Source organism: Mesorhizobium sp. STM 4661 (assembly GCF_000359125.1).
Classification (GTDB): Bacteria; Pseudomonadota; Alphaproteobacteria; order Rhizobiales; family Rhizobiaceae; genus Mesorhizobium.
This window is the reverse complement of sequence record NZ_CAAF010000007.1, coordinates 1-23,040: the sequence shown is the minus strand read 5'-3', so window position 1 is coordinate 23,040 and position 23,040 is coordinate 1. Positions and strand designations below refer to the sequence as shown.

Sequence of the window (23,040 nt, the reverse complement as noted above, 5' to 3'; positions counted from 1 at the left end):
GGTCCGCATTTTTTCGGCGAGGGTTGCAAAAAAGCCCGGCTGTGCGCCGGGCTCTCTGCTTTAATTACCGTCAGACGGTTCAGGCCGACTTCTTCTTGTCGTCGTCCTCGTCGATTTCCTCGAAATCGGCGTCGACCACGTCCGAGTCCTTGGCGGCGTCCGCCTTGGCATCGGCTTCCGCGGCTTCCTTCTGCGAAGCCTCGTACATGGCCTGGCCGAGCTTCATCGAGACTTCGGCGAGCGCCTGCGTCTTGGCCTCGATCTCGGCCGCGTCATCACTTTCGGCAGCGGCCTTCAGCGCCGCGATCGCGTCGGCGATCGCCGTGCGGTCGGCCTCGGGAACCTTGTCGCCATATTCCTTCAGCGACTTCTCCGAGGAATGCGCCAGCGCTTCGGCCTGGTTGCGGGCCTCGACCAGCGCGCGCCGCTTCTTGTCGGTCTCGGCGTTGGCCTCGGCGTCCTTCACCATCTTCTCGATGTCGGCATCCGACAGACCACCCGACGCCTGGATGCGGATCTGGTGCTCCTTGCCGGTGCCCTTGTCCTTGGCCGAGACGTTGACGATGCCGTTGGCGTCGATGTCGAAGGTGACCTCGATCTGCGGCACGCCGCGCGGCGCCGGCGGAATGCCGACCAGGTCGAACTGGCCGAGCGCCTTGTTGTCGGCGGCCATTTCGCGCTCGCCCTGGAAGACGCGGATGGTCACGGCCGACTGGCTGTCTTCCGCCGTCGAGAACACCTGGCTCTTCTTGGTCGGGATCGTCGTGTTGCGCTCGATGAGGCGCGTGAACACGCCGCCCAGCGTCTCTATGCCGAGCGACAGCGGCGTCACGTCGAGCAACAGCACGTCCTTGACGTCGCCCTGCAGCACGCCGGCCTGGATGGCGGCACCCAGTGCGACGACCTCATCCGGGTTGACGCCCTTGTGCGGCTCCTTGCCGAAGAACTGCTTCACGATCTCCTGGATCTTGGGCATGCGGGTCATGCCGCCGACCAGGACGACCTCGTCGATCTCGCCGGCCTTCAGGCCGGCATCCTTGAGCGCCGCCTTGCAGGGGTCGATGGTGCGCTGGACGAGATCCTCGACCAGGCTCTCGAACTTCGCCCGCGTCAGCTTCAGCGTCAGGTGCTTGGGCCCGGTGGCGTCCGCCGTGATGAACGGCAGGTTGATCTCGGTCTGCGTGGTGGACGACAGCTCGATCTTGGCCTTTTCGGCCGCTTCCTTGAGGCGCTGCAGGGCGAGCTTGTCGTTCTTCAGGTCGATGCCTTGTTCCTTCTTGAACTCGGCCGCCAGATATTCGACCAGGCGCATGTCGAAATCCTCGCCGCCGAGGAAGGTGTCGCCATTGGTCGACTTCACCTCGAAGACGCCGTCGCCGATCTCGAGCACCGAAATATCGAACGTGCCGCCGCCAAGGTCATAGACGGCGATGGTCTTGCCTTCCTTCTTGTCGAGGCCATAGGCAAGGGCGGCCGCGGTCGGCTCGTTGATGATGCGCAGCACTTCGAGGCCGGCGATCTTGCCGGCGTCCTTGGTGGCCTGGCGCTGGGCGTCGTTGAAATAGGCCGGAACGGTGATGACCGCCTTCTCGACCTTCTCGCCGAGATAGGCCTCCGCCGTTTCCTTCATCTTCTGCAGGATCATCGCCGAGATCTGGCTGGGCGACTGCTTCTTGCCGCCGGCCTCGACCCAGGCATCGCCATTGTCGCCCTTGACTATTCTGTAGGGGACAAGCTTCTTGTCCTTTTCCGTCACCGGATCGTCATAGCGGCGGCCGATCAGGCGCTTGACCGCAAAGATGGTGTTTTCAGGATTGGTGACCGCCTGGCGCTTGGCCGGCTGGCCGACAAGGCGCTCGCCGTCGCTGTTGATGGCGACGATGGAAGGGGTGGTGCGCGCGCCTTCCGCATTCTCGATGACCTTCGGCTCCTTGCCATCCATGAGGGCGATACAGGAGTTGGTCGTTCCCAGATCGATACCGATTACTTTTGCCATTGTTCTAGTCTCTCCGCTAAGCAGGCTCTCAGGACCCGTAAGGCGTTCCGACGAAAGCCCCTGTTCACAAGAAATTCCGCTCCGGCGACCGGCGTACCGGCGCTGAACGGCTTGGCGCGTATATAAGAACAGGCTGCGCAACGCGCAAGCATTCTGCGCAAGGCGTTTATCACCCTTTGCTACAACATCCCCATGAACCTTTCCGCCTCCGTCCGCGACTGATGCTCAGGCGTCGCATGGCGCGGCCCGGAAAGGACAGCCCCATGACTGGAAAACCAGAGGCTCCATGGTCTGCGGAAGCAACAGGAGCTCGGCGCGACCACCACCTTCGAGACGGGGTCGATGCGCTGGGCTTTCCGCTGATTGCGTTGACCCTGCCGAGGTGCAGGCGTATCGTCAGCGTGAGGAAAGCAGGCAATTCGATCAGGGAAAAACGTGCCGGAACCCCGCGCCTTGCCCTGATTTGCGCGGCAGGGCCGGATGTTTCTCCCGTAGGCCGCGGGGGAAATCTCATGTGTTGTGAACACGGCTCGTTCGTGCACGCCGGCCGCTTGCGCCGCGCGATGCACAAAACCATCGGATTCCTGGCGATCGCCGCCAGCCTGTGGCTTGGCACTGCGGCCCGGGCGCAGGAAACGCAGATCCTCCACCCAGGGTCGATGGCGGTGACCGGATTTTCCGGCACCGTCATCCCCAATTTCGAGGAGGGCCTGCCGCCAGGCATCGATCCGGTCGACGAGACCTTCATCGACACCGCGCGCGCTACCTTGCGCGTTTTCGACGTTTCAGGGCTGGGCGGGCCGGCCTCGGGCCAGCTCGTCTACACGCCGCCGCCTTTCGAGGTGGCCGCCGGGCAGATCGGCCAGGTGTTCGCCATCACCTACGACGACGGCGTGCGCGACGGCGTCGCCTCGGGGGTTCCGAACCTCTATGCCGGCGCCACCTCGCTCGAAGGCATCCGCATCGTCACCCCGGACGCCGATAATGACAGGCGGCCCGAGCGCCAGCGCCGCGGGGCGGCAGGTGCCACCTTCATGGAGGGCCAGTTCGGCACCGAAAACGGCGGCGGACCGGGCACGATCTGGAAGATCGACGGCATCACCGGCGCCGTGTCCAAATTCGCCGACCTCGACACCAATAGCGGTCCCGGCATCGGCGACATCAGCTTCGACAACATCCACCGCCAGTTCTTCGCCTCGGACCTCGACACCGGCCTGATCCACCGCCTCGACGCCAACGGCACGCCGGTCGACAATTTCGACCATGGCGTTGCCGGGCGCCCGGCGCGCGGACTGGCCCCTGTCGCCGACGACGGCTCGGTGATGGACATTCAGGGCGCCGCCTTCGACAGCGAGGATCCCGACACTTGGGGCTATACGCAGGACGAGCGCCGCGTCTGGTCCGTCGCCTATCATGGCGGCAGGCTTTACTATTCGGTCGGTGAAAAAGCCGAGATCTGGTCGGTGGGCATTGCCCGCGACGGCAGTTTCGCCGGCGATCCGCGCTGGGAGCTGACGGTCAAGGCCGACAAGGCCTACGCCGTCACCGACATCGCCTTCGACAACAAGGGCTTCATGTACCTTGCACAGCGCGGGCCGGTCGAAAACCGCTACGATTACAGCCAGTTCGCCGATTCCGGCAGGGGCGAGGTCATTCGCTACTGGCGCGAAAACCCGGACGATCCGGCGACGGAATCGGTCTGGGTGGAGGCGCCGCAGGAATATGCGGTCGGCTTCCCCGAAGGCAACCGGCAATCGGCCGGCGGCCTCGACCTGCAATATGGCTATGATTCCGACGGCAATCTCGACACATCGGTCTGCACCGACACTCTGGTCAACACAGGCGACAAATTGCGCGACAATCCGGCATTGGCCGAGCAGCTTGCCGCCGGTGGGCCGCTTGCCGTGCACGGCGTGCAAGTAACGCCGACGCCATTGGTCAAGCCGGCCAATGTGCCGCCCTTCGGCTCGTGGTTCGTCGACTTCGACGGCTATTTCGAAGACCCGGAGGTCGAAGGCCATGTCGGCGATGTCGAGGTCTGGCGGCCCTGCGAAGGCCGTGCCGGCTATTATGACGAGCTACCCGGCGGCGGCTATCTGCCACCCTTCTATCCGCCTGATTTTCCACCGCCCGGCAATCTGCCTCCCTGTCTCGATGTCGAGGATGTCAGGTATTTCTGCACGCCCTCCGGCCTCGAGGCCGATCTCTATCTCCATGACCGCTCAGGCTTTGGCGGCGATTCGATCAAGGCGCAGTCGAGGACGCCAGGGGTCGGGGTGAGCGCACCCTTGTCGCGTGCTCCCGGCTCTCCCTACACGGTCAACATCACCGGCCATTACCCTGGCGATACGGTCGATGTCGGGCTCTGCTTCTACAGGCAGTCCGACCGCGACAAGGGGGGCTACTACCCATGCTGCAAGATGACCGTGCCGCTCAGAACGCCTGCCGTCAGTTGCGAACGTTGAGGAGGGAAAGATGAACATTCTTGCCCTGTCCCCACTCGCAACGAATACACCCGCCATGGAGAAGATCATGAAACCCCTGTCATATGCCAGGCGCGGCGCGCGCTGGCTGATGGCGGCCGGTATCGCGGTCGCCATGCTCACCCCGGTGCACGGCTTCGCCGAGGATATTGCGCCGGCCAAGATTGCACTAGTCAAGACCGCCCAGGCCGACATCGACAAGCCGCAGCCGATCGATCCCGATTCGATCGTGATCGCCGGCCCGGAGCCGAAGCTCGAACTCGACAATCCGCGTGTCGTCAATCCAGAACCCGGGCGGATCGTGCCCTTCTTCACCAAGAAGGGCGGCCAGAGAAGCTGCGACTATGTCTTCTACACACTGAGTTTCGGTCTGCGCGGCAATGCGCAAGCTTTTGCCAATCCGGCATTTGCGGCCGCGCTGAAAAAGGCGAAGCTCGACTTCAAGGACCAGCTTCCGCTTGGCTTGAAGATCGTCAACGTGAATGTCTCCGGCGACGGCACGGACGCCGCCGGCGGAGCGTTGCCCGCCGCCACGATCAGCAGCTCGGCCGGTCCCGACGATACGGCTGACGTATCCGATTTCCGGATTTCCGCCAGCGATCTCGATGGCATCGGTGCCGCGAACGAACGCGTCATCACCTTCCAGATCACCGCCAGGATCGACCAGGCGTCGTTCCCTGTACCGGCCTTGGTCGACAACCAGGGCATGATCAAGGTGACGGTTGGACCCGGCACGGGGACCATCATCCCGTCGCAGGATCCGGGCAAGCCGGACGATGGCAATTTCCTCACCGGCGAAAAGACCTCGATCAGGATCGACCTGACCAAGTGCAACCCGCCGCCGCCACCTCCCGGCAAGGAATGCTTCAAGGTCGAACGCGGCACGGTCGATTGCGTGCCCGGTGGCGGCGCCTTCATCTACCACATGCCGGTCGGCGCGGAGATGGGCGGCAAGTGGGTGCAGGTTTCGACGACGACGCCCGGCATCGCCATCATTCCCAACACGCAACTGGTGCCGGCGGGCGGCGGCGTGCTCGACTGGAAGATCGTCGGCGCCTCGCCTGGAGACGTCATCCAGCTGATCGTCACCGGCATCGAAACCTATGCCGGTCCGAAGCAAGGCTGGGGCCTGTGCTGCACCCAGACGATCGACATCGTCATCCCGCGTGACCAGAGGTGCCCGCCGAAGGACAAGGAGCCGGATCTCAAGGTCGAAAAACGCGCCGATGTGACGCGTTGCACGATGGCCGGCGGCTGCGACTTCACCATCCGGGTAACCAATGTCGGCGATGGCCCCTATAACGGCAAGATCGTGCTCGACGAGGTGACGCTGCCTGCGGGTTCGACGCTGGATTCAGGGCCGAACCCGCCCTGGGCCTGCGTGCCCGGAGCAACCCCGATGATTTGCACCCATCCGGTGACCACGCTCAATCCGGGCGCCTCCGTCGACCTCAAGCTCGGCTTCAAGCCGGCCGCAGGCTGGCAGGGTGGGGCCTTGCGCAACTGCGCCAGCTATAATTATGGGGCCAGCGGCAAGCCGCTGTTCGGCAGCCAGCAGAACGATCGCGGCTGCGCCTCGATCCAGATCTGCCGGCGCGGCGACCGCGACTGCCGGCCGCCGGTGGACAAGAAGGTCGATCTCATCCTGAAGAAGCGCGCCCGCACCGAATTCTGCTCGGCCGACGGCGTCTGCACCTTCGTGATCGACATCATCAACAATGGCAGCGTCCCCCATAACGGGCCGCTGACGGTCATCGACACCTATCCCGGCGGCGCGCCGGCATCCTCGACCTTCGGCCCGACCCCGCCCTGGGCTTGCGGACCCAATGGCCCCGGCCAGTTCCGCTGCGACAATGCCGGCATCGTGCTGATGCCGGGCGCCTCGACGCCGATCTTCGTCAAGGCGGTGATGCCGGCCGGCTACCGGCCGGACACGGTCGAGAATTGCGCCGAGGTCAAGGCCATTCCCGGTGAGAACGACCTTACCAACAACAGGGCCTGCGCCAAGGAACGCATCCGTCGTCCCAATGGCGACCAGCCGGCGCTCCGCATCACCAAAATGTGCAACGGCTCGCTGGCGGGCGCCGCGGCGGTTTCCTGCCGCATCACCGTCACCAGCGTCGGCACTGCTGCCCCAACCGGTCCGGTGCGGGTCAACGATGCCGCCACGCTGGTCGCCGGCGGCGCGCCTGTCCAGATCCAGACCGTCATACCCGACGGCGCGGAATGGGCGTGCGGACCGGTTCCGGCCAACACGCTGTCGTGCCAGATTCCCGGCGCCGTCATGACGCCCGGAACCAGCCGCCACTTCGACGTGACGGTTGCCGGCAATGGCGAGTTCGAGAACTGTGCCCGCGGCTCCTACGGCCCGGCGCCAGGCGACGACATCGTCTATCCCGTAGGCAAGGCCTGCGCCAAGGGCGGCGGCACGTCCGCCATCCGTGTCGAGAAGACCGGCGACGCCGAATGCCGGCCAGGCCAGCCCTGCTCGTTCGAGATCACCATCACCAATGAAGGGACGAGCCCCTTCTCCGGTCCGGTTCGCATCGGCGATGCGATCGGCCTCGAAGGCCTCGGCCGGCTGGAAGGTGTTTCGATCACCTCGATCGAACCGCCCTTTGGCTGCTCACCGGAGCCGGCGACCTTGCCTTTGTCCTGCATTGCCAATTTGGCGCTCGGCGCCGGGGAAAGCCGCGCCCACAAGATGACCGTGGTGCTTCCCGACGACGGCCGCCTGGCCAATCCGCAGGGCACGGTCAATGGCCAGAACTGCGTCGGCGTGCTCTCTCCCGACACGCGGGTGCAAGGCGGCGGCGACGCACTTTCCGGCGCTCAGGCCAACATGCAGGGCGATCGCGGCAAAGCCTATGCCTGCCACCCCTTCACCATCGGCGATGAGGTGAAGAAGGAATGCTCTCAAGGCTTCGTCATGAACGATGCCGGCCGATGCGTCTGCCCGCAAGGCACGAGCTTCCGCAACGGCCAGTGCTCGTCGGGTGGCGGCACGGTCATCATACCAAAGCCGAAAGACCCACAGCGCTGCGTGCTGCTCAAGGGACAGATCCGTACCGAAGACGGGCGTTGCATCTGCCCGCGCGGCACCGCGTTGGAGAACGGCAGATGCGTGTCGACCGACCAGCCGCCCGTCCGGCAGTGCAAGCTGCTGCCGGGCCAGATCCGGACCCGGGACGGCGATTGCATCTGCCCGCGCGGAACCGAACTGAGAGGCGACGCCTGCAGGCCGATCCGCAAGAAACCGCCCGTCGAGGAACAGTGCAAGCTGCTGCGCGGCCAGATCCGCACCCAGAGCGGCGACTGTATCTGCCCGCGCGGGACGGAACTGCGAGGCAAGGCCTGCGTGCCGATCCGCAAGAAGCCCGAAGTGGAACAGTGCACCATACGCGGCCAGGTCAACAACAAGCGCGGCGCCTGTGTCTGCCCGCGCGGCACCGAGGTGATCAGAGGCGCATGCCGCCGGGCTCAGGTGGAATGCGCGCCCGGATCGCGGTTCATCGACGGCCAGTGCCAGCCGGTCATCAAGCGGCGCTGCCCGGTCGGGACGGTCGGACGGTATCCGGACTGCACCCCGATCCGCAGAAGGCCGGGCCTGGAGATCAATCCGAACCTCTTGAACCCGGACATCCTGCAACAGCTTGTGCCAAGGCAAAAGCAACGGATTCCCCGGCAGCAGGATCCGGCGCGCAACGACAAATTGAACTGACCATCCGCGCCCACAAAGACCCGCCGGAGCGATCCGGCGGGTTTTCCTTGGGATCGACGCGGGACAAACCGGCTTCCCCTTTTCCGGATCATGGTCTAGGCAGTCGTCCAGACAGTGCGCCCCGCAAGCAAGGGCGCCTGGAAAGGCCGCATCATGAGCAAGAAGACCCTGATCGCGCCATCGGTGCTGGCGTCGGATTTCTCCAGGCTCGGCGACGAGGTCGAGGCGGTGGCCGCGGCCGGCGCCGACTGGATCCATCTCGACGTCATGGACGGGCATTTCGTGCCCAATATCACCTTCGGTCCGCCGGTCATCAAGGCGATCCGCAACCGCACCAAGGCGTTCTTCGACTGCCATCTGATGATCGCGCCAGCCGATCCCTATCTGGCGGCCTTCGCCGACGCCGGCTGCGACGGCATGACGGTTCACGCCGAGGCCGGGCCGCATCTCGACCGTTCGCTGCAGACGATCAGGAATCTCGGCAAGAAGGCCGGCGTGTCGCTCAACCCGGCGACGCCGGAAAGTGCAATCGAATATGTGCTCGACAGGCTCGATCTGATCCTGATCATGACCGTCAATCCGGGCTTCGGCGGCCAGGCTTTCATCCCGGCGATCGTCGACAAGGTGAAGCGGGTGAAGGCGCTGATCGGCAACCGGCCGATCCGCATCGAGATCGACGGCGGCGTCTCGTCCGAAACGGCACCGCTCGTCACCGCCGCGGGCGCCAGCGTGCTGGTCGCGGGTGCGGCCATCTTCAAGGGCGACAGCGTAGAAGCCTACCGGGCGAATATCGAGGCGATCAGGACGGCGGCGGACACTGCGGTTGGGTAGAGGGGCCGCCAGCTGACGGGCGTGTGCGGCGCGTCACCAGCACACACGGTCTCTTCGGCCGATCAGGAATTCGTTGGCCGACGCCGGTGCGCTTGTGCTCATGAAAGACTGTCCCATATTCTCTGTCTCGTCCTCATGCCTCTCCGGACCCTCCCGCAGGCTCCTCTTCGACGGTCGGATCGATGAATCGCAGCCTCTTCTTCGCCGATCTCCTGAACACCATCGCCGATCGCGGCCGGATGATGCTGAACCTCGTTCGCGGTGACGAGCCGGTCTCGGCCGACAGCCTGGCGCGTCTGTGCACGCGCCTGCTTTCCAGCCAGGGTGAGGCATCGGGCGTCGCCTATGCCCGCGAAATCCTCGAGCGCTGGCGCGCCCTCAATGCCGACGGCCGGCTGGCCTTCCTGCATGTGCTGCGCGATCGTTTCGGCACCGATCATGGCAGGCTCGCCGATGCGGTGGATGCCTATCGCGACGCGCCTGACGATCACACGGCACTTGCTTTGCACGACGCAGCCGAACCGGCCAGGCAGGAGCTGCTGCGCCGCCTGAACCTGGCGCCCGGCGGCATCGAGACATTGGTGCGCATGCGCGAGGATCTGCTTGCCCGGCTGACAACATCGCCCGACCTTGCCATCGTCGATGCCGACTTCACGCATCTTCTGTCGTCATGGTTCAATCGCGGCTTCCTGGTGCTGCGGCGGATCGACTGGTCGACGCCGGCCAACATCCTGGAAAAGATCATCCGCTACGAGGCGGTGCACGCCATCCACACCTGGGACGATCTGCGCCGCCGCATCGAGCCCGCCGACCGGCTCTGCTACGCATTCTTCCATCCGCAGCTCGGCGACGAGCCGTTGATCTTCGTCGAGGTAGCGCTCACCCGCGCCATGCCCTTGACCATCGCCGAGCTGCTTGCCGACGAACGGCCGCCGGTGCAGCCGCGGCAGGCGACGACGGCGGTGTTCTATTCCATCTCCAATTGCCAGGAGGGCCTGCGCGGCATCTCCTTCGGTAATTTCCTGATCAAGCAGGTGGTCGAGGATCTGCGCCGCGACCTTCCCGGCCTGACCGATTTCGTCACGCTGTCCCCGGTGCCGGGTTTTGCCCGCTGGCTCGCCGAACAGGCCGGCCCATCCGCCGCCGAGGCGCAGAACCTCGTCGCCAACCAGGGTTGGCATGCGGACGCCGCTCAGCGCGACCGCGCAGGCGAGGTCTTGCTTGCCCTGGCGGCGCAGTATTTCCTAGAGGCCCGCACCACTTCCGGCAAGGTCATCGACCCGGTCGCGCGTTTCCATCTCGGCAATGGCGCGCGGCTGGAGCGGATCAACCTTCTCGGCGACCTGTCGCCCCGCGCCTTGCGGCAGGCGCATGGCCTGATGGTCAATTACCGCTACAAGCTCGACGACATCGAGAAGAACCACGAGCTTTTCGCCGCCAAAAACGATGTGGCGGCCGCACCCACCGTGCGCCGCCTGCTGCCGAAAGCCGTAGTAAGGCCGGCCACGCCGCGGCTTTTGCCGCCTGGCCGATCCGCCCAACCCTAGAGGGATACATGAGCAATCATTTGTTCGATGCGTTTCGCGCCCGGATGCCGGCGCCAAAACGGCTCTTGATGGAGACGGATGACGGGCGCGTGCTCACCTATGGCGACATGCTGGCGCGGTCGGCGCAATTGGCGCACGCGCTGCTGCAACTGGGTGTCGAACCGGGCGACCGCGTCGCCGTCCAGGTCGAGAAGAGCCCCGAAGCGGTCCTGCTCTATCTCGCTTGCCTGCGCGCCGGAGCGGTCTTCCTGCCGCTCAACACCGCCTACACGCTGACCGAGCTCGGCTATTTCTTCGGCGATGCCGAGCCACGCCTGGTCGTTTGCGATCCGCTGAAAGCAGCCGATATCGAGCCGCTGGCGCAGGCATCGGGCGCCACGACGGTGACGCTCGGCCGCAATGGCGAAGGCTCGCTCACGGAGCAGGCCTCGCGGCAGTCGGCGGATTTTCATGACGTGGTGCGCGGACCGGACGATCTGGCGGCGATCCTCTACACGTCGGGCACGACCGGTCGCTCGAAGGGCGCCATGCTCAGCCATGAAAACCTCGCCTCCAACGCGCTTGTGCTCGTCGAGCACTGGCGCTTCACCAGCGCGGATGTGCTGATCCACGCGCTGCCGATCTTCCATACGCACGGCCTCTTCGTCGCGACCAATGTCATCCTGATGGCCGGCGCCTCGATGCTGTTCGAAACCAGATTCGACCCAGCCCGTATCGTCTCCCTGCTGCCGCGCGCCACCGCGCTGATGGGCGTGCCGACCTTCTATGTGCGCCTGTTGCAGCAGGACGGCTTGAACGGCCAGGCTGCAAAAAACATCCGCCTGTTCGTATCCGGATCGGCGCCGCTGCTTGCCGAGACGCACAAGACCTGGCGTGAGCGCACCGGCCATTCGATCCTCGAGCGCTACGGCATGACCGAGACCAACATGAACACGTCGAACCCTTATGATGGCGAGCGCCGCGGCGGCACGGTCGGCTTTCCCTTGCCCGGCGTCGCGCTCCGCATCGCCGATCCCGACGGCGGTGGCACGCTTGCCCAGGGCGAAGTCGGCATGATCGAGGTGAAAGGCCCCAACGTCTTTGCCGGCTATTGGCGCATGCCGGAAAAGACCAGGGCCGAGTTCCGCGCCGATGGCTTCTTCATCACCGGCGATCTCGGCCTGATCGACGCCGACGGCTATGTCCATATCGTCGGGCGGGGAAAAGACCTGATCATCTCCGGCGGCTACAACATCTATCCGAAAGAGGTCGAGAGCGAGATCGACGCCCTTGCCGGCGTCAGCGAAAGCGCCGTCATCGGCGTTGCCCACCCGGATTTCGGCGAAGGCGTCACCGCGATCGTGGTGCGGACGCCAGCCTCGGCCATCACCGCTGCCGATATCGTCGGCGCTATCACGCAACGGGTGGCTAAGTACAAGCACCCGAAGCAGGTCATCTTCGTCGACGAACTGCCGCGCAACACGATGGGCAAGGTGCAGAAAAACCTGCTGCGGGAAACCTACAAGGATCTCTACAGCCCGCCCAAAGCCGGCTAACTCTAATACGCGGAACCTACCCAGCGTCTGCTCCAAAAACCCTGTCGCCGCCGATCCAGACGCCCTTGACGTCGAGATCGTCCGACAGCGCGACGATATCGGCGGCGGTGCCGTTGGCGAAGCGCCCGAGCCGGTGCGACTGGCCGATCGCCTGCGCCGGATAGAGCGAAGCCATGCGCAACGCCTCCGACAGCTCCAGCCCGACGGCGCGGTGGACGAAGCGCACGGCGGAGATCATGTCGAGATCGGCGCCCGCCAGCGTCCCGTCGGCCAGCCGCAGACTGCCGTCCTTGCGGTAGACAGTGCGGCCGTTCAGCGTGAACGAGGTCATGTCGGTGCCGATCGTCGCCATGGCATCGGTGACGAGGAAAATCCTGCCCGGTCCTTTTTTGGCGCGCAACGCAATCGCCATGGTGGCGGGATCGACATGGATGCCGTCGGCGATGATGCCGGCATGGAAGGTGCCGATGTCGATGGCAGCACCCGCCAGCCCCGGCTCGCGATTGCCGATCTGGCTCATGGCGTTGAACAGATGCGTGGCCATCGTGGCGCCTGCCTCGGCAAAGGCGCGCGCCGTGGCATAGGAGGTGTCGGAATGACCGAGACTGACGACGATGCCCGCCTCGGCCAGCGTTGAAACGCGGGCGGCTTCGACGGATTCAGGCGCGATCGTCGTCAGCAGCACCGGCAGTTTCCGCCGCGTGGCGATCAGCATCGCCTGGTCGGCATCCGTCATCGGCCGGATCAGCGCCGGGTCATGCGCGCCCTTGCGGGCGATCGACAGATGCGGTCCTTCGAGATGCAGGCCGAGAAATCCCGGCACCTTTTGCCGCGCGGCTTCAACCCCTGCGGCAACCGCCGCGGCGGTGATTTCAGGCGTATCGGTGATCAGCGTCGGCAGCAGCGCTGTCGTGCCGAAGGGCGCATGCGCCCGGCAAATGGTTTCGATCGAGCCGACATCGGGATGATCGTTGACCATGACGCCGCCGCCACCATTGACCTGCAGGTCGACGAACCCCGGCGTTAGTATGCCACCGTTGGTCTCAATGCGAGAGACACCGGATGGAATGGCGCCATTGGGAACGATGGCTTCGACCAGGCCGTCGCGCACGACAAGGGCCGCATCGTCGTGCCAGTCGTCGCCGTCGAATATCCGGGCACCGCGCAGGGCAAAACGCTCGCTCATACTGTTTCCGTCACCTTGCGCAGATTGGGCGGCAGATCCGGGTCGAGGCCGCGATGGCGGGCAAAGGCCTCTACGAAGCCGTAGAAGGACACGATCAGCGTCAGCGGGTCGGTCAGTGGATGGCCGGTGGCGACATGCGGCAGGGGTTGGGCGCTCCTTGCCTTGTCCGAGGTGACGAAGACGGCAGCACCCTTGCCCGCCAAAGCGTCCGCGGCCTCGGCGACCGACGGCTCGGAAGCATCGCGGGCGGCCAGCGCCAGCACCGGAAAGCCCGGTCCGACCAGTGCCAGCGGGCCATGCATGACTTCGGCCGCGCTATAGGCCTCGGCATGCATGGCGCAGGTCTCCTTGAATTTCAGCGCCGCCTCATTGGCGATCGCCGAGGAGGGACCGCGGCCGAGGATGAACAGCGATCTTGGCGTCTCCAGCGCACCGGCCAGCGCCATCCAGTCGCAGGCGATCGCCTTGCGGAAATGCTCCGGCAGGTGGGCAAGTGCGGCGAGCAGCTTGTCGTCGCCGGTGCTGTGCGCCATCAAGGCGAGGCCGGCGACCGCCGAGTTGACGAAGGTCTTGGTCGCCGCGACGCTGAGCTCCGGCCCGGCCAGGATATCGATGGCGTAATCCGAGGCTCGCGCGAGCGGCGAATCGGCGGTGTTGGTGATGGCTACGGTCAGCGCGCCACCGGCCCTTGCCGCCTGCGCCATAGCGACGATGTCCGGGCTCTTGCCCGACTGCGAGATGGCGAGGCAGGCCGAGCCGGCGAGCTTGAGCTTGGCGCCATAGATCGAGGCGATCGACGGGCCGACTGATGCAACGGCGAGGCCGGCGGTCAGCTCGACGGCGTATTTCATGAAGGTGGCGGCGTGGTCGGACGAGCCGCGTGCAACGGTGACGATGAAATGCGGGTCCCGTTCGCGGATGCCGCGTCCGGCCTCGGTCAGCACCGCTGCCGAACCGTCGAGCAGGCGTGCTGTGGCTTCCGGGATCTCCTCTATCTCGCGCCGCATATGTGTTTTGGTTGCGCTCATTGCCGGCCCTCTTCTCCCGGCCCGCTCAGCCGGAGTTCGGCGACGAAATCATAGGCGTCGCCCCTGTAGATGGAGCGGGTGAACTCGATCACCTTGCCGCTCGCCAGATAGGAAATGCGTTCGATATGCAGGCCGGCAATGCCGGGCGGCACTTCCAGCAGGCGCGCGTCGCCGTCGCCGAGATTGGCGGCGGAGATGCGCTGCACCGCCCGCACCGGCCGGTGGCCGGTCAATTCCAGCGCCGCGTACAGCGAGGAGCCTATTCCCGCCGGGTCGGGCAGCACGCTTGCCGACAGCGCCGCGCGTTCGATCGCCAGCGGCGTGTCGTTGGCGATGCGCAGGCGCGCCACGCGCGCCACCAGTTCGTCCGACGACAGGCCGAGCACCATCATCTCGTCGGGCGAAGGTGCATAGAGGCCGCGGTCGAGCCATGCCGAGCGCACGGCCATGCCGCGTCGCGCCATGTCCTCGGTGAAGGATGTCAGCCGCGACAGCGATTGCTCGACGCGCTCCATGCGCGGTGCAACGAAAGTGCCGGAGCCATGGCGCTGGACGAGGACGCCGCCCTTGACCAGGTCCTGCACCGCCTTGCGCACGGTGACGCGCGAAATGTCGGCCTTGGTGGCGATGTCGCGCTCGGAGGGCAGCGCGTCGCCTGGCCCGATCAGGCCGCGATTGACCGCGTCCTCGATGCTCTTCCTGAGCTGCAGATAGAGTGGCGCGCCGCTTTGCGAGGATTGTTTCAGCGTGGCGAAGATCTGGTCGGCGGCCTCGCTCATCGCGCCGCCTCCGCAGCTTTCGCGAAAATGCGAACCGCCATTTGCACCGCGCCACCGAGCGCATCGTCGAGCGGCGGCTTCAAGAGCGCCCGGTAGCGCGCCGACAGGCGCGGCGCGTAGAGCGGCGCCAGTCCGCCTAGCAGGCAAAGCGGAGCGTCGTCGCTGAGGTCGAGCACGCCGAGCGCTGCCTCGACATCGGCGGCCGCCTTGTCGAGGATCCAGTTGGCGACGCTGTCGCCCTTTTCGGCATGGTCGAAGACCTTGGGCGCGAAGCCGCCGAAATCGCCCGGCTTGGCGTTGGTGGTGAACTCGACCACGTCCTCGGGATTGTTGCGGAAGATGGCGAGCATGGCCTCGGTCAGCGGCGAGGCTTCGCGAATCCCGTCATAGGCAAGCAGCGTCTGTTCAAGCAGGTCGCGGCCGATGCGGGCGCCGCTGCCCTGGTCGCCGACCTGAAAACCCCAGCCGCCGATGGCGCGTGACTTGCCACCCTTGCGCGCCATATAGGCGGTACCGGTGCCGAGGATGGCCATGGCGCCGTCGCCCGATCCGACGGCACCTTCGAGCGCGATCTCGGCGTCGGTCTCGACACGGCTGGTGCTGAACGGCAGGATCGCTTCGAGTTGCTGCCTGTAGGTGCCGACATTGGCGCCGGCGAGCCCGAGAATGGCCGGCGTCTGCGGGATCAGATCCGGATTCTCGCCGGCAGCCGCAAAGGCCTGCCTCGCCGCGTCGACGATGTTGGCCCTGGCGCCGGTGAGGTCGGTGCGGATGTTGGCCGCACCACTCTTGGCGCGGCCGACGACGCTGCCGTCCGCTGTCGCAAGGGCCGCCCTGCAGCTTGTGCCGCCGCCATCGATGCCGAGCACGAAATTCACGCGAATTCTCCTCCGGTCGGATAATACCAATAAAATACCAATAGCCAAGAGTTAATTTCCGTTTCAAAAAGATTAAGGCGTATTTTATTGAAAAATCTAAGCATTTCGCCGGCTCATCGAATTCCGACCCGCAAATTCGTTAATGCGTGTGGACAAGTGGTATTTTTTTGGTATTGTTTTGTGGATTGGAGGGAACGGTATGGCCGAGAAGCGCACCGAAGCGCATCACCAGAATGCCGAGGGGCTGGACATCCAGGCCCCGGACGCCATCCTTTCCTCTTTGGCCAATGCCCAGATCGAGGCCGCCAGGGCCGTGCGCGGCGCCATTCCGGCAATAGCCGATGCGGCCGGGATCATCGCCGGCCGGCTGAACGGCGGCGGCAAGCTCGCCTATGCGGCGGCCGGCAGTTCGGGCCTGATGGCGCTGGCCGACGCGCTGGAACTTCCGGGCACTTTCGGCATCAGGCGCGACCGCATCGCCATCCTGATCGCCGGCGGCGACGAAGCCTTCAGGACGCTGGCCGGCGGTCCGGAGGATGATGCCGGCGAAGCCGTGTCGGCGGTCGCCGGGGCCGGCATCGGCAAGGATGATTGCCTGATCGCTGTTTCGGCCAGCGGCTCGACGCCTTATGCGGTCAGGGCGCTGGAGGAGGCGCGCAGGCGCGGCGCCGCCACCATCGCCATCGCCAACAACAGCGATGCGCCGCTGTTGCGGCTGGCCGATGTCGCCATTTTGCTCGAAACGCCGCCGGAGCTGATCGCCGGCTCGACGCGCATGGGCGCCGGCACCGCCCAGAAGATCGCGCTCAACATGCTGTCGACGCTCACCGCCATCCATCTCGGCCACGTGCACGACGGCTACATGGTCAACCTCATGGCCGACAACATCAAGCTGCGCGACCGCGCGGCGCGCATCGTCGCCGCCATCTCGGGGCGCGGCAGGGACGATGCGGCGCGCCTGCTCGAAAAGAGCGGCGGCGCCGTCAAGACCGCCATTCTGCTCGCCGCCGGTGCCGCCAGCGCCGATGCAGCCGAGAAGATACTGGAAGGGACCGGCCACAAGCTGCGACCGGCGCTTTCCGCGATCGAGGGGAGCAAGGGGCGCAATGCCTCTGTTCTCATCAAAACCGAACCTGAAAAAGGTCAACAGGGAGACTGAGCATGACAACGAAACTACTGACGGCACTTCTTCTCGGCACCAGCATTCTCGGCTCCGCCGGAGTTGCTTATGCCCAAGACGTAACCCTCAACATCGAAAGCTGGCGCGGCGACGACCTTGCCATCTGGAAGGACAAGCTGATCCCGGCTTTCGAGGCCAAGAACCCGGGCATCAAGGTGGTGTTCGCGCCGTCGGCGCCGACCGAATACGACGCCGCCCTCGGCGCCAAGCTCGCCGCCGGTTCTGCCGGCGACCTGATCACCTGCCGTCCCTTCGACAAGTCGCTCGAACTCTACAAGAAGGGCAATCTCGCCGATCTGTCGACGCTGCCCGGCATGGAGAATTTCTCCGACGTCGCCAAGGCCGCCTGGCAGACCGACGACGGCAAGACGAGCTTCTGCGTGCCGATGGCCTCGGTCATCCACGGCTTCATCTACAACAAGGACGCTTTCGACAAGCTCGGCATCAAGGTGCCTGAGACCCGCGACGAGTTCTTCGCCGCGCTCGACAAGATCAAGGCCGACGGCACCTATATCCCGATGGCGATGGGCACCAAGGACCTCTGGGAAGCCGCGACCATGGGCTACCAGAACATCGGTCCGAACTACTGGAAGGGCGAGGAAGGCCGCGCAGCCCTGATCAAGGGCGAACAGAAGCTGACCGACAAGAACTGGGTCGCGCCGTACGAAGAGCTGGCCAGGTGGAAGCCGTATCTCGGCGACGGCTTCGAGGCGCAGACCTATCCGGACAGCCAGAACCTGTTCACGCTCGGCCGCGCCGCCATCTACCCGGCCGGTTCGTGGGAGATCAGCCTGTTCAACACCCAGGCGCAGTTCAAGATGGGCGCCTTCCCGCCGCCGGTCGAGAAAGCCGGCGACACCTGCTACATCTCCGACCACACCGATATCGGCATGGGTCTCAATGCAGCCTCGAAGAATGCCGACGCGGCCAAAACCTTCCTGTCCTGGGTCGCCTCGCCGGACTTCGCCACCATCTACGCCAACGCGCTGCCGGGCTTCTTCAGCCTGAACAACACGCCGGTGAAGATGGAAGACCCGCTGGCGCAGGAATTTGTTTCCTGGCGCGGCAAGTGCAAGTCGACGATCCGCTCGACCTACCAGGTCCTGTCGCGCGGCACGCCGAACCTCGAAAACGAGACGTGGGTCGAATCGGCCAACGTCATCAACGGCACCGATACGCCGGAAGCTGCCGCCAAGAAGCTGCAGGACGGCCTCGACAGCTGGTACAGGGCGGGCAAGTAAGAGCCTGGCGGAGCGCGTCTATCTCCCCCCTCGAGGGGGAGATGTCGCCGAAGGCGACAGAGGGGGTCGGTGGAGGCAGGCCACTGCTTGTTGCTGGAAAGCACGGTCGAGACCATGATGGCGCGCTGCCTTGGCCGACCCCACCCGCCTCGCTTCGCGAGGCACCCTCCCCTCGAGGGGGAGGGAGGCGCCGCGCCTTTGGCGGCAATTGCAAGAACCTGATCGGCGGGGACCGAACTCATGGCCGCAGCACCGAAACGACCGTTCCGCTGGCACATCGGCGTTTTCCTGGCGCCGGCGGTACTCGTCTATACGGCGATCATGATCCTGCCGCTGGCCGGCACGCTGCAGCTGTCGCTGTTCCGCAACATCGACCAGTCGCAGGTCTTCGTCGGACTGCAAAACTTCCGCATGCTGCTCGGCGACCCCAACTGGTCGGTCAATTTCTGGAATGCGCTGGGGAACAATGTCTGGTTCTTCATCATCCACATGCTGGTGCAGAACCCGATCGGCGTGCTTTTGGCGGCGTTGCTTTCCAGCCCGCGGCTCAGATTCGCGGCCTTCTACCGCACGGCGATCTTCGTGCCGACCATCCTGTCCTTCGTCATCGTCGGCTTCGCCTGGAAACTGATCCTGTCGCCGCTATGGGGCGTGGCGCCGAACCTGCTCGACCTTATAGGGCTCAAGAGCCTGTTCACGCCGTGGCTCGGCAAGGAAGAATACGCGCTGACCACGCTCAGCCTGATCTCGGTCTGGCAGTTCGTCGGCATCCCGATGATGCTGATCTATGCCGCACTTCTGTCCATCCCCGAGGAGGTGATCGAGGCGGCCGAATGCGATGGGATCACCGGCATGTCGCAATTCTGGAAGATCAAGCTGCCGCTGATCCTGCCGTCGATCGGCATCATCTCGATCCTCACCTTCGTCGGAAATTTCAACGCCTTCGACCTGATCTACACCGCGCAAGGCGCGCTCGCCGGTCCGAACTATTCGACCGACATCCTCGGCACCTTCCTCTACCGCGCCTTCTTCGGCTTCCAGCTGCAGGTCGGCGATCCCAACATGGGCGCGGCGATCGCCACCATGATGTTCCTGATCATCCTCGGCGGCGTCTGCGTCTACCTGTTCCTCGTGCAGACGCGCCTGCGTCGCTACCAGTTCTGAGGGGCGAGATGTTGAGCTTGAGCACCCCCCTCTGGCCTACCGGCCATCTCCCCCGCAAGGGGGGAGATCGGACTGCCGCATTGCTTTCGCCACTTTTCGGCGTTGCAAGAGAAGTCGCCGGGCTGGAGCCGCCAATCTCCCCCCTTGAGGGGGAGATGTCCGGCAGGACAGAGGGGGGTGCCTTGGCGCGAAATCGGGAGACTCTGGGATGAGCACCGCAACCCGCTCCCTTCCCCGCACCATCGGCGCCCATGCGATCCTGTTGACCTACACGGTGATCGCGCTGTTCCCGGTGATCATCGTGATCATGAATTCGTTTAAATCCCGCGCCGGCATCTTCGGCGCGCCGCTGACGCCGCCGACGCCAAAAACCGTCGACCTGATCGGCTACACCACCGTCATCGGCCAGGGCGATTTCATCCACTATTTCCAGAACAGTCTCGTCGTCACCGTCGCCTCGCTGTTCTTCGTGCTTCTGTTCGGCGCCATGGCGGCCTTCGCGCTGTCGGAATACCGCTTTCGCGGCAATTCGCTGATGGGGCTTTATCTCGCGCTCGGCATCATGATCCCGATCCGCCTCGGCACTGTCGCCATCCTGCAATTGATGGTGGCGAGCGGGCTGGTCAACACGCTGACGGCGCTGATCCTGGTCTACACCGCGCAAGGCCTGCCGCTCGCCGTCTTCATCCTGTCGGAGTTCATGAAGCAGGTGTCCGACGATTTGAAGAATGCCGGCCGCATCGACGGGCTGTCCGAATACACGATCTTCTTCCGGCTGGTGCTGCCGCTGGTCCGGCCGTCGATGGCAACCGTCGCCGTCTTCACCATGATCCCGATCTGGAACGATCTATGGTTCCCGCTGATCCTGGCGCCATCGGAAGAGACCAAGACGGTGACGCTCGGCGCGCAGCTCTTCCTCGGCCAGTTCGTCACCAACTGGAACGCGATCCTGGCAGCACTCTCGCTGGCGATCATGCCGGTGCTGATCCTCTACGTCATCTTCTCGCGGCAACTGATCCGCGGCATCACGTCGGGAGCCGTCAAGTGAGTTCGCAAAAACCCCTTCGCGTCGTGGTCGCCGGCCTTGGCAATATGGGCCGCAGCCATGCGCTGGCCTATTACAGCAATCCGGGTTTTGAGATCGCAGCACTCGTCAACCGTTCCGACGTGCCGTTGCCGGGCGGACTTTCCGGCTACGGCATCAGGCGCTCGTTCGACGAGGCGCTGCGCGACGAGAAGCCCGATGTCGCCTGCATCGCCACCTATTCCGACAGCCATGCCGACTATGCGGTGAAGGCGTTCGAGGCCGGCTGCCATGTCTTCGTCGAAAAGCCGCTCGCAACCACAGTCACTGACGCAAAGCGCGTCGTCGCGGCCGCCAAGGCCAATGGCAAAAAGCTGGTGATCGGCTATATCCTGCGCCATCACCCGTCCTGGATCAGGCTGATCGCCGAGGCGCGCAAGCTCGGCGGCCCCTACGTGTTCCGCATGAACCTCAACCAGCAATCCTCGGGTCATACCTGGGAGACGCACAAGCAATTGATGCAGACGACGTCGCCGATCGTCGATTGCGGCGTGCACTATATCGACGTGATGCTGCAGATCACGGACGCCAGGCCGGTCGAGGTGCGCGGCATGGGATTGCGGCTGACCGACGCGGTCGCGCCTTCGATGTACAATTACGGCCATCTGCAAGTGCTGTTCGATGACGGGTCGGTCGGCTGGTACGAAGCCGGCTGGGGTCCGATGATTTCGGAGACGGCCTTCTTCGTGAAGGATGTCATCTCGCCGAATGGCTGCGTGTCGATCGTGATGAAGGAGGGTGTCAGGTCCGACGACATCGACACCCACACCAAGACCTCGACCATCCGTCTGCACAGTGCCGCGACCGGGGCGGACGGCAAGTTCGCCAAGCCCGACGAAATGCTGTCGATGGAAGGCGAACCCGGCCATCAGGATCTTTGCGACCTCGAACAGGCTTTTGTCCTGAAGGCCGTCCGTGAGGATCTCGATCTTAACAGACATATGGACGACGCGGTGAAGTCGCTCGCCGTCTGCCTTGCCGCCGACGAGAGCGTGCGCAGCGGAAAGGCGGTGCGTCTGTGACAAGGGAATTTTCGTCAGGGATTGCGCTCTACGGCGCCCCCCTCTGGCCTGCCGGCCATCTCCCCCTCAAGGGGGGAGATCAGCTGTCGGCATTGCTTTCGCCAATTTCCAGCGCCGCAAAATGGCGCGCGGCCGTGAAGCTGCCAATCTCCCCCCTTGAGGGGGAGATGGCCGGCAGGCCAGAGGGGGGTGCATTCGCGCCCACATTCCAATCCGGAGGAACGCCGTGGGCTCGCTGAACATCGAGAACGTGAAGAAGGCTTTCGGGCCGGTCGAGGTGCTGAAGGGCATCAACCTCGAAGTGACGGATGGCGAATTCGTCGTCTTCGTCGGCCCCTCCGGCTGCGGCAAGTCGACCTTGCTCAGGGTCATCGCCGGGCTCGAGGATTCGACCTCGGGCCGTGTCGTCATCGACGGCCAGGACGTCTCGGCCACGCCGCCGGCCAAACGCGGCATTGCCATGGTGTTCCAGACCTATGCGCTCTACCCGCATCTGACGGTGAGGAACAATATGGGACTCGGACTGAAGCAGGCCGGTACGCCGGCGGCCGAGATCGAGCGGCGCATCGGCATCGCCTCCTCGATGCTGTCGCTGGAGCCTTATCTCTCGAGGCGGCCGGCGGAACTCTCCGGCGGCCAGCGCCAGCGCGTCGCCATCGGCCGCGCCGTGGTGCGCGAACCCAAGCTTTTTCTGTTCGACGAACCATTGTCCAACCTCGATGCCGCACTTCGCGTCAACACCAGGCTGGAGATCGCGCAGCTGCATCGCCGGCTGAAGGCGACGATGATCTATGTCACCCACGACCAGGTCGAAGCGATGACGCTGGCCGACAAGATCGTCGTACTCAACGCCGGCAGGATCGAGCAGATCGGCGGCCCGATGGAACTCTACAATTCGCCGGCTAACGAATTCGTCGCCGGCTTCATCGGCTCGCCGAAGATGAATTTCGTCGATGGCGCCAGGCTTGGCGAGACGGCCAAGACCATCGGCGTCCGCCCCGAGCATCTGACCGTCGATCCGAGATCCGGCACCTGGAAGGGAACGGTGGTGCATGCCGAGCATCTCGGCGCCGACACCAATCTTTATCTCGATTGCGAGAAGGCCGGGCTGATTACCGTGCGCATCTTCGGCGTCTACAACGCCGAACCTGGCGCCACGCTCTACGCGACGCCGGATCCAGCGAAGACTTATCGGTTCGGGGTCGATGGCAAGGTGATGAAGTAGCGCCTGCTTCCCCTTCTCCCCCTGTGGGAGAAGGTGGCCGAGCGAAGCTCGGTCGGATGAGGGGTGTTGGAAGGATCACTGCCTTGAAGAGATAAGCGCTTCAAATAATTCGATATTTTGACGCCGCGCTTCTTCCAGCA

The 23,040-nt window shown here is 64.7% G+C and carries 16 protein-coding genes; 11 read left to right on the top strand and 5 right to left on the bottom strand.

Going from position 1 to position 23,040, the window contains the following annotated elements; genetic code table 11:
* Positions 1–79: 79 nt before the first annotated feature.
* Positions 80–1,996: a molecular chaperone DnaK gene (gene dnaK, locus MESS4_RS02740; protein WP_006326254.1), complete on the bottom strand. Its 1,917-nt coding sequence runs from the start codon at positions 1,994–1,996 to the stop codon at positions 80–82.
* Between the two features lie 236 nt (positions 1,997–2,232).
* Between dnaK and MESS4_RS02735 the strand changes: the two genes are divergently transcribed.
* The 5 genes from MESS4_RS02735 (at position 2,233) to MESS4_RS02715 (ending at position 12,113) form a co-directional block, all read left to right on the top strand.
* A complete protein-coding gene (locus MESS4_RS02735) occupies positions 2,233–4,461 on the top strand; it encodes a hypothetical protein (RefSeq protein ID WP_036240519.1) in 2,229 nt (742 codons plus the stop codon).
* A gap of 10 nt (positions 4,462–4,471) precedes the next feature.
* A complete protein-coding gene (locus MESS4_RS02730) occupies positions 4,472–8,200 on the top strand; it encodes a hypothetical protein (RefSeq protein WP_036240516.1) in 3,729 nt (1,242 codons plus the stop codon).
* Positions 8,201–8,353: 153 nt separating this feature from the next.
* On the top strand, positions 8,354–9,031 hold the full coding sequence (rpe, locus tag MESS4_RS02725) for a ribulose-phosphate 3-epimerase (protein ID WP_006326251.1): 678 nt from the start codon (positions 8,354–8,356) through the stop codon (positions 9,029–9,031).
* A 182-nt stretch (positions 9,032–9,213) separates the two neighbouring features.
* Positions 9,214–10,578, top strand: a complete 1,365-nt coding sequence (locus MESS4_RS02720) for a malonyl-CoA decarboxylase (RefSeq protein ID WP_006326250.1) — start codon at positions 9,214–9,216, stop codon at positions 10,576–10,578.
* 8 nt (positions 10,579–10,586) lie between these two features.
* Positions 10,587–12,113: a malonyl-CoA synthase gene (locus tag MESS4_RS02715; RefSeq protein WP_036240513.1), complete on the top strand. Its 1,527-nt coding sequence runs from the start codon at positions 10,587–10,589 to the stop codon at positions 12,111–12,113.
* Between the two features lie 16 nt (positions 12,114–12,129).
* Here MESS4_RS02715 and nagA read toward each other — a convergent pair whose 3' ends face one another.
* Genes nagA through MESS4_RS02695 form a run of 4 tightly spaced genes read right to left on the bottom strand, consistent with a single transcriptional unit; the run spans position 12,130 to position 15,984 of the window.
* A complete protein-coding gene (nagA, locus tag MESS4_RS02710; RefSeq protein WP_006326248.1) occupies positions 12,130–13,299 on the bottom strand; it encodes an N-acetylglucosamine-6-phosphate deacetylase in 1,170 nt (389 codons plus the stop codon).
* Entirely contained in the window at positions 13,296–14,327 is a 1,032-nt protein-coding gene (locus MESS4_RS02705; protein ID WP_006326247.1) for an SIS domain-containing protein, read from the bottom strand. The genes nagA and MESS4_RS02705 overlap by 4 nt, the downstream gene beginning before the upstream one ends.
* The gene (locus MESS4_RS02700; protein WP_006326246.1) at positions 14,324–15,106 is read right to left on the bottom strand and encodes a GntR family transcriptional regulator; all 783 of its coding nucleotides are present in this window, start codon (positions 15,104–15,106) and stop codon (positions 14,324–14,326) included. Before MESS4_RS02700 ends, MESS4_RS02705 begins: the two co-directional genes overlap by 4 nt.
* Entirely contained in the window at positions 15,103–15,984 is an 882-nt protein-coding gene (locus MESS4_RS02695; protein ID WP_006326245.1) for an N-acetylglucosamine kinase, read from the bottom strand. Before MESS4_RS02695 ends, MESS4_RS02700 begins: the two co-directional genes overlap by 4 nt.
* A gap of 199 nt (positions 15,985–16,183) precedes the next feature.
* On the opposite strand from MESS4_RS02695, the gene MESS4_RS02690 reads away from it, so the two are divergent.
* The 6 genes from MESS4_RS02690 to MESS4_RS02665 all read left to right on the top strand — a co-directional run bounded on the left by MESS4_RS02690 (position 16,184) and on the right by MESS4_RS02665 (position 22,900).
* Entirely contained in the window at positions 16,184–17,143 is a 960-nt protein-coding gene (locus MESS4_RS02690; protein WP_006326244.1) for an N-acetylmuramic acid 6-phosphate etherase, read from the top strand.
* Between the two features lie 2 nt (positions 17,144–17,145).
* Positions 17,146–18,405: an ABC transporter substrate-binding protein gene (locus MESS4_RS02685; protein WP_006326242.1), complete on the top strand. Its 1,260-nt coding sequence runs from the start codon at positions 17,146–17,148 to the stop codon at positions 18,403–18,405.
* Positions 18,406–18,645: 240 nt separating this feature from the next.
* Entirely contained in the window at positions 18,646–19,569 is a 924-nt protein-coding gene (locus tag MESS4_RS02680; RefSeq protein ID WP_006326240.1) for a sugar ABC transporter permease, read from the top strand.
* A gap of 208 nt (positions 19,570–19,777) precedes the next feature.
* Complete coding sequence (locus tag MESS4_RS02675; protein WP_006326238.1) at positions 19,778–20,617, top strand: carbohydrate ABC transporter permease; 840 nt, start codon at positions 19,778–19,780, stop codon at positions 20,615–20,617.
* Positions 20,614–21,675, top strand: a complete 1,062-nt coding sequence (locus MESS4_RS02670) for a Gfo/Idh/MocA family oxidoreductase (RefSeq protein WP_006326237.1) — start codon at positions 20,614–20,616, stop codon at positions 21,673–21,675. The genes MESS4_RS02675 and MESS4_RS02670 overlap by 4 nt, the downstream gene beginning before the upstream one ends.
* 226 nt (positions 21,676–21,901) lie before the next feature.
* Positions 21,902–22,900 (top strand): ABC transporter ATP-binding protein, encoded by a 999-nt coding sequence (locus MESS4_RS02665; RefSeq protein WP_006326233.1) that lies wholly within the window; start codon positions 21,902–21,904, stop codon positions 22,898–22,900.
* The last annotated feature ends 140 nt before the right edge of the window (positions 22,901–23,040 follow it).

Bases quoted from the DNA above. Each gene is read 5' to 3' on its own strand.
- dnaK (WP_006326254.1), bottom strand. From the start codon at position 1,996: ATGGCAAAAGTAATCGGTATCGATCTGGGAACGACCAACTCCTGTATC.
- MESS4_RS02735 (WP_036240519.1), top strand. From the start codon at position 2,233: ATGGCGCGGCCCGGAAAGGACAGCCCCATGACTGGAAAACCAGAGGCT.
- MESS4_RS02730 (WP_036240516.1), top strand. From the start codon at position 4,472: ATGAACATTCTTGCCCTGTCCCCACTCGCAACGAATACACCCGCCATG.
- rpe (WP_006326251.1), top strand. From the start codon at position 8,354: ATGAGCAAGAAGACCCTGATCGCGCCATCGGTGCTGGCGTCGGATTTC.
- MESS4_RS02720 (WP_006326250.1), top strand. From the start codon at position 9,214: ATGAATCGCAGCCTCTTCTTCGCCGATCTCCTGAACACCATCGCCGAT.
- MESS4_RS02715 (WP_036240513.1), top strand. From the start codon at position 10,587: ATGAGCAATCATTTGTTCGATGCGTTTCGCGCCCGGATGCCGGCGCCA.
- nagA (WP_006326248.1), bottom strand. From the start codon at position 13,299: ATGAGCGAGCGTTTTGCCCTGCGCGGTGCCCGGATATTCGACGGCGAC.
- MESS4_RS02705 (WP_006326247.1), bottom strand. From the start codon at position 14,327: ATGAGCGCAACCAAAACACATATGCGGCGCGAGATAGAGGAGATCCCG.
- MESS4_RS02700 (WP_006326246.1), bottom strand. From the start codon at position 15,106: ATGAGCGAGGCCGCCGACCAGATCTTCGCCACGCTGAAACAATCCTCG.
- MESS4_RS02690 (WP_006326244.1), top strand. From the start codon at position 16,184: ATGGCCGAGAAGCGCACCGAAGCGCATCACCAGAATGCCGAGGGGCTG.
- MESS4_RS02685 (WP_006326242.1), top strand. From the start codon at position 17,146: ATGACAACGAAACTACTGACGGCACTTCTTCTCGGCACCAGCATTCTC.
- MESS4_RS02680 (WP_006326240.1), top strand. From the start codon at position 18,646: ATGGCCGCAGCACCGAAACGACCGTTCCGCTGGCACATCGGCGTTTTC.
- MESS4_RS02675 (WP_006326238.1), top strand. From the start codon at position 19,778: ATGAGCACCGCAACCCGCTCCCTTCCCCGCACCATCGGCGCCCATGCG.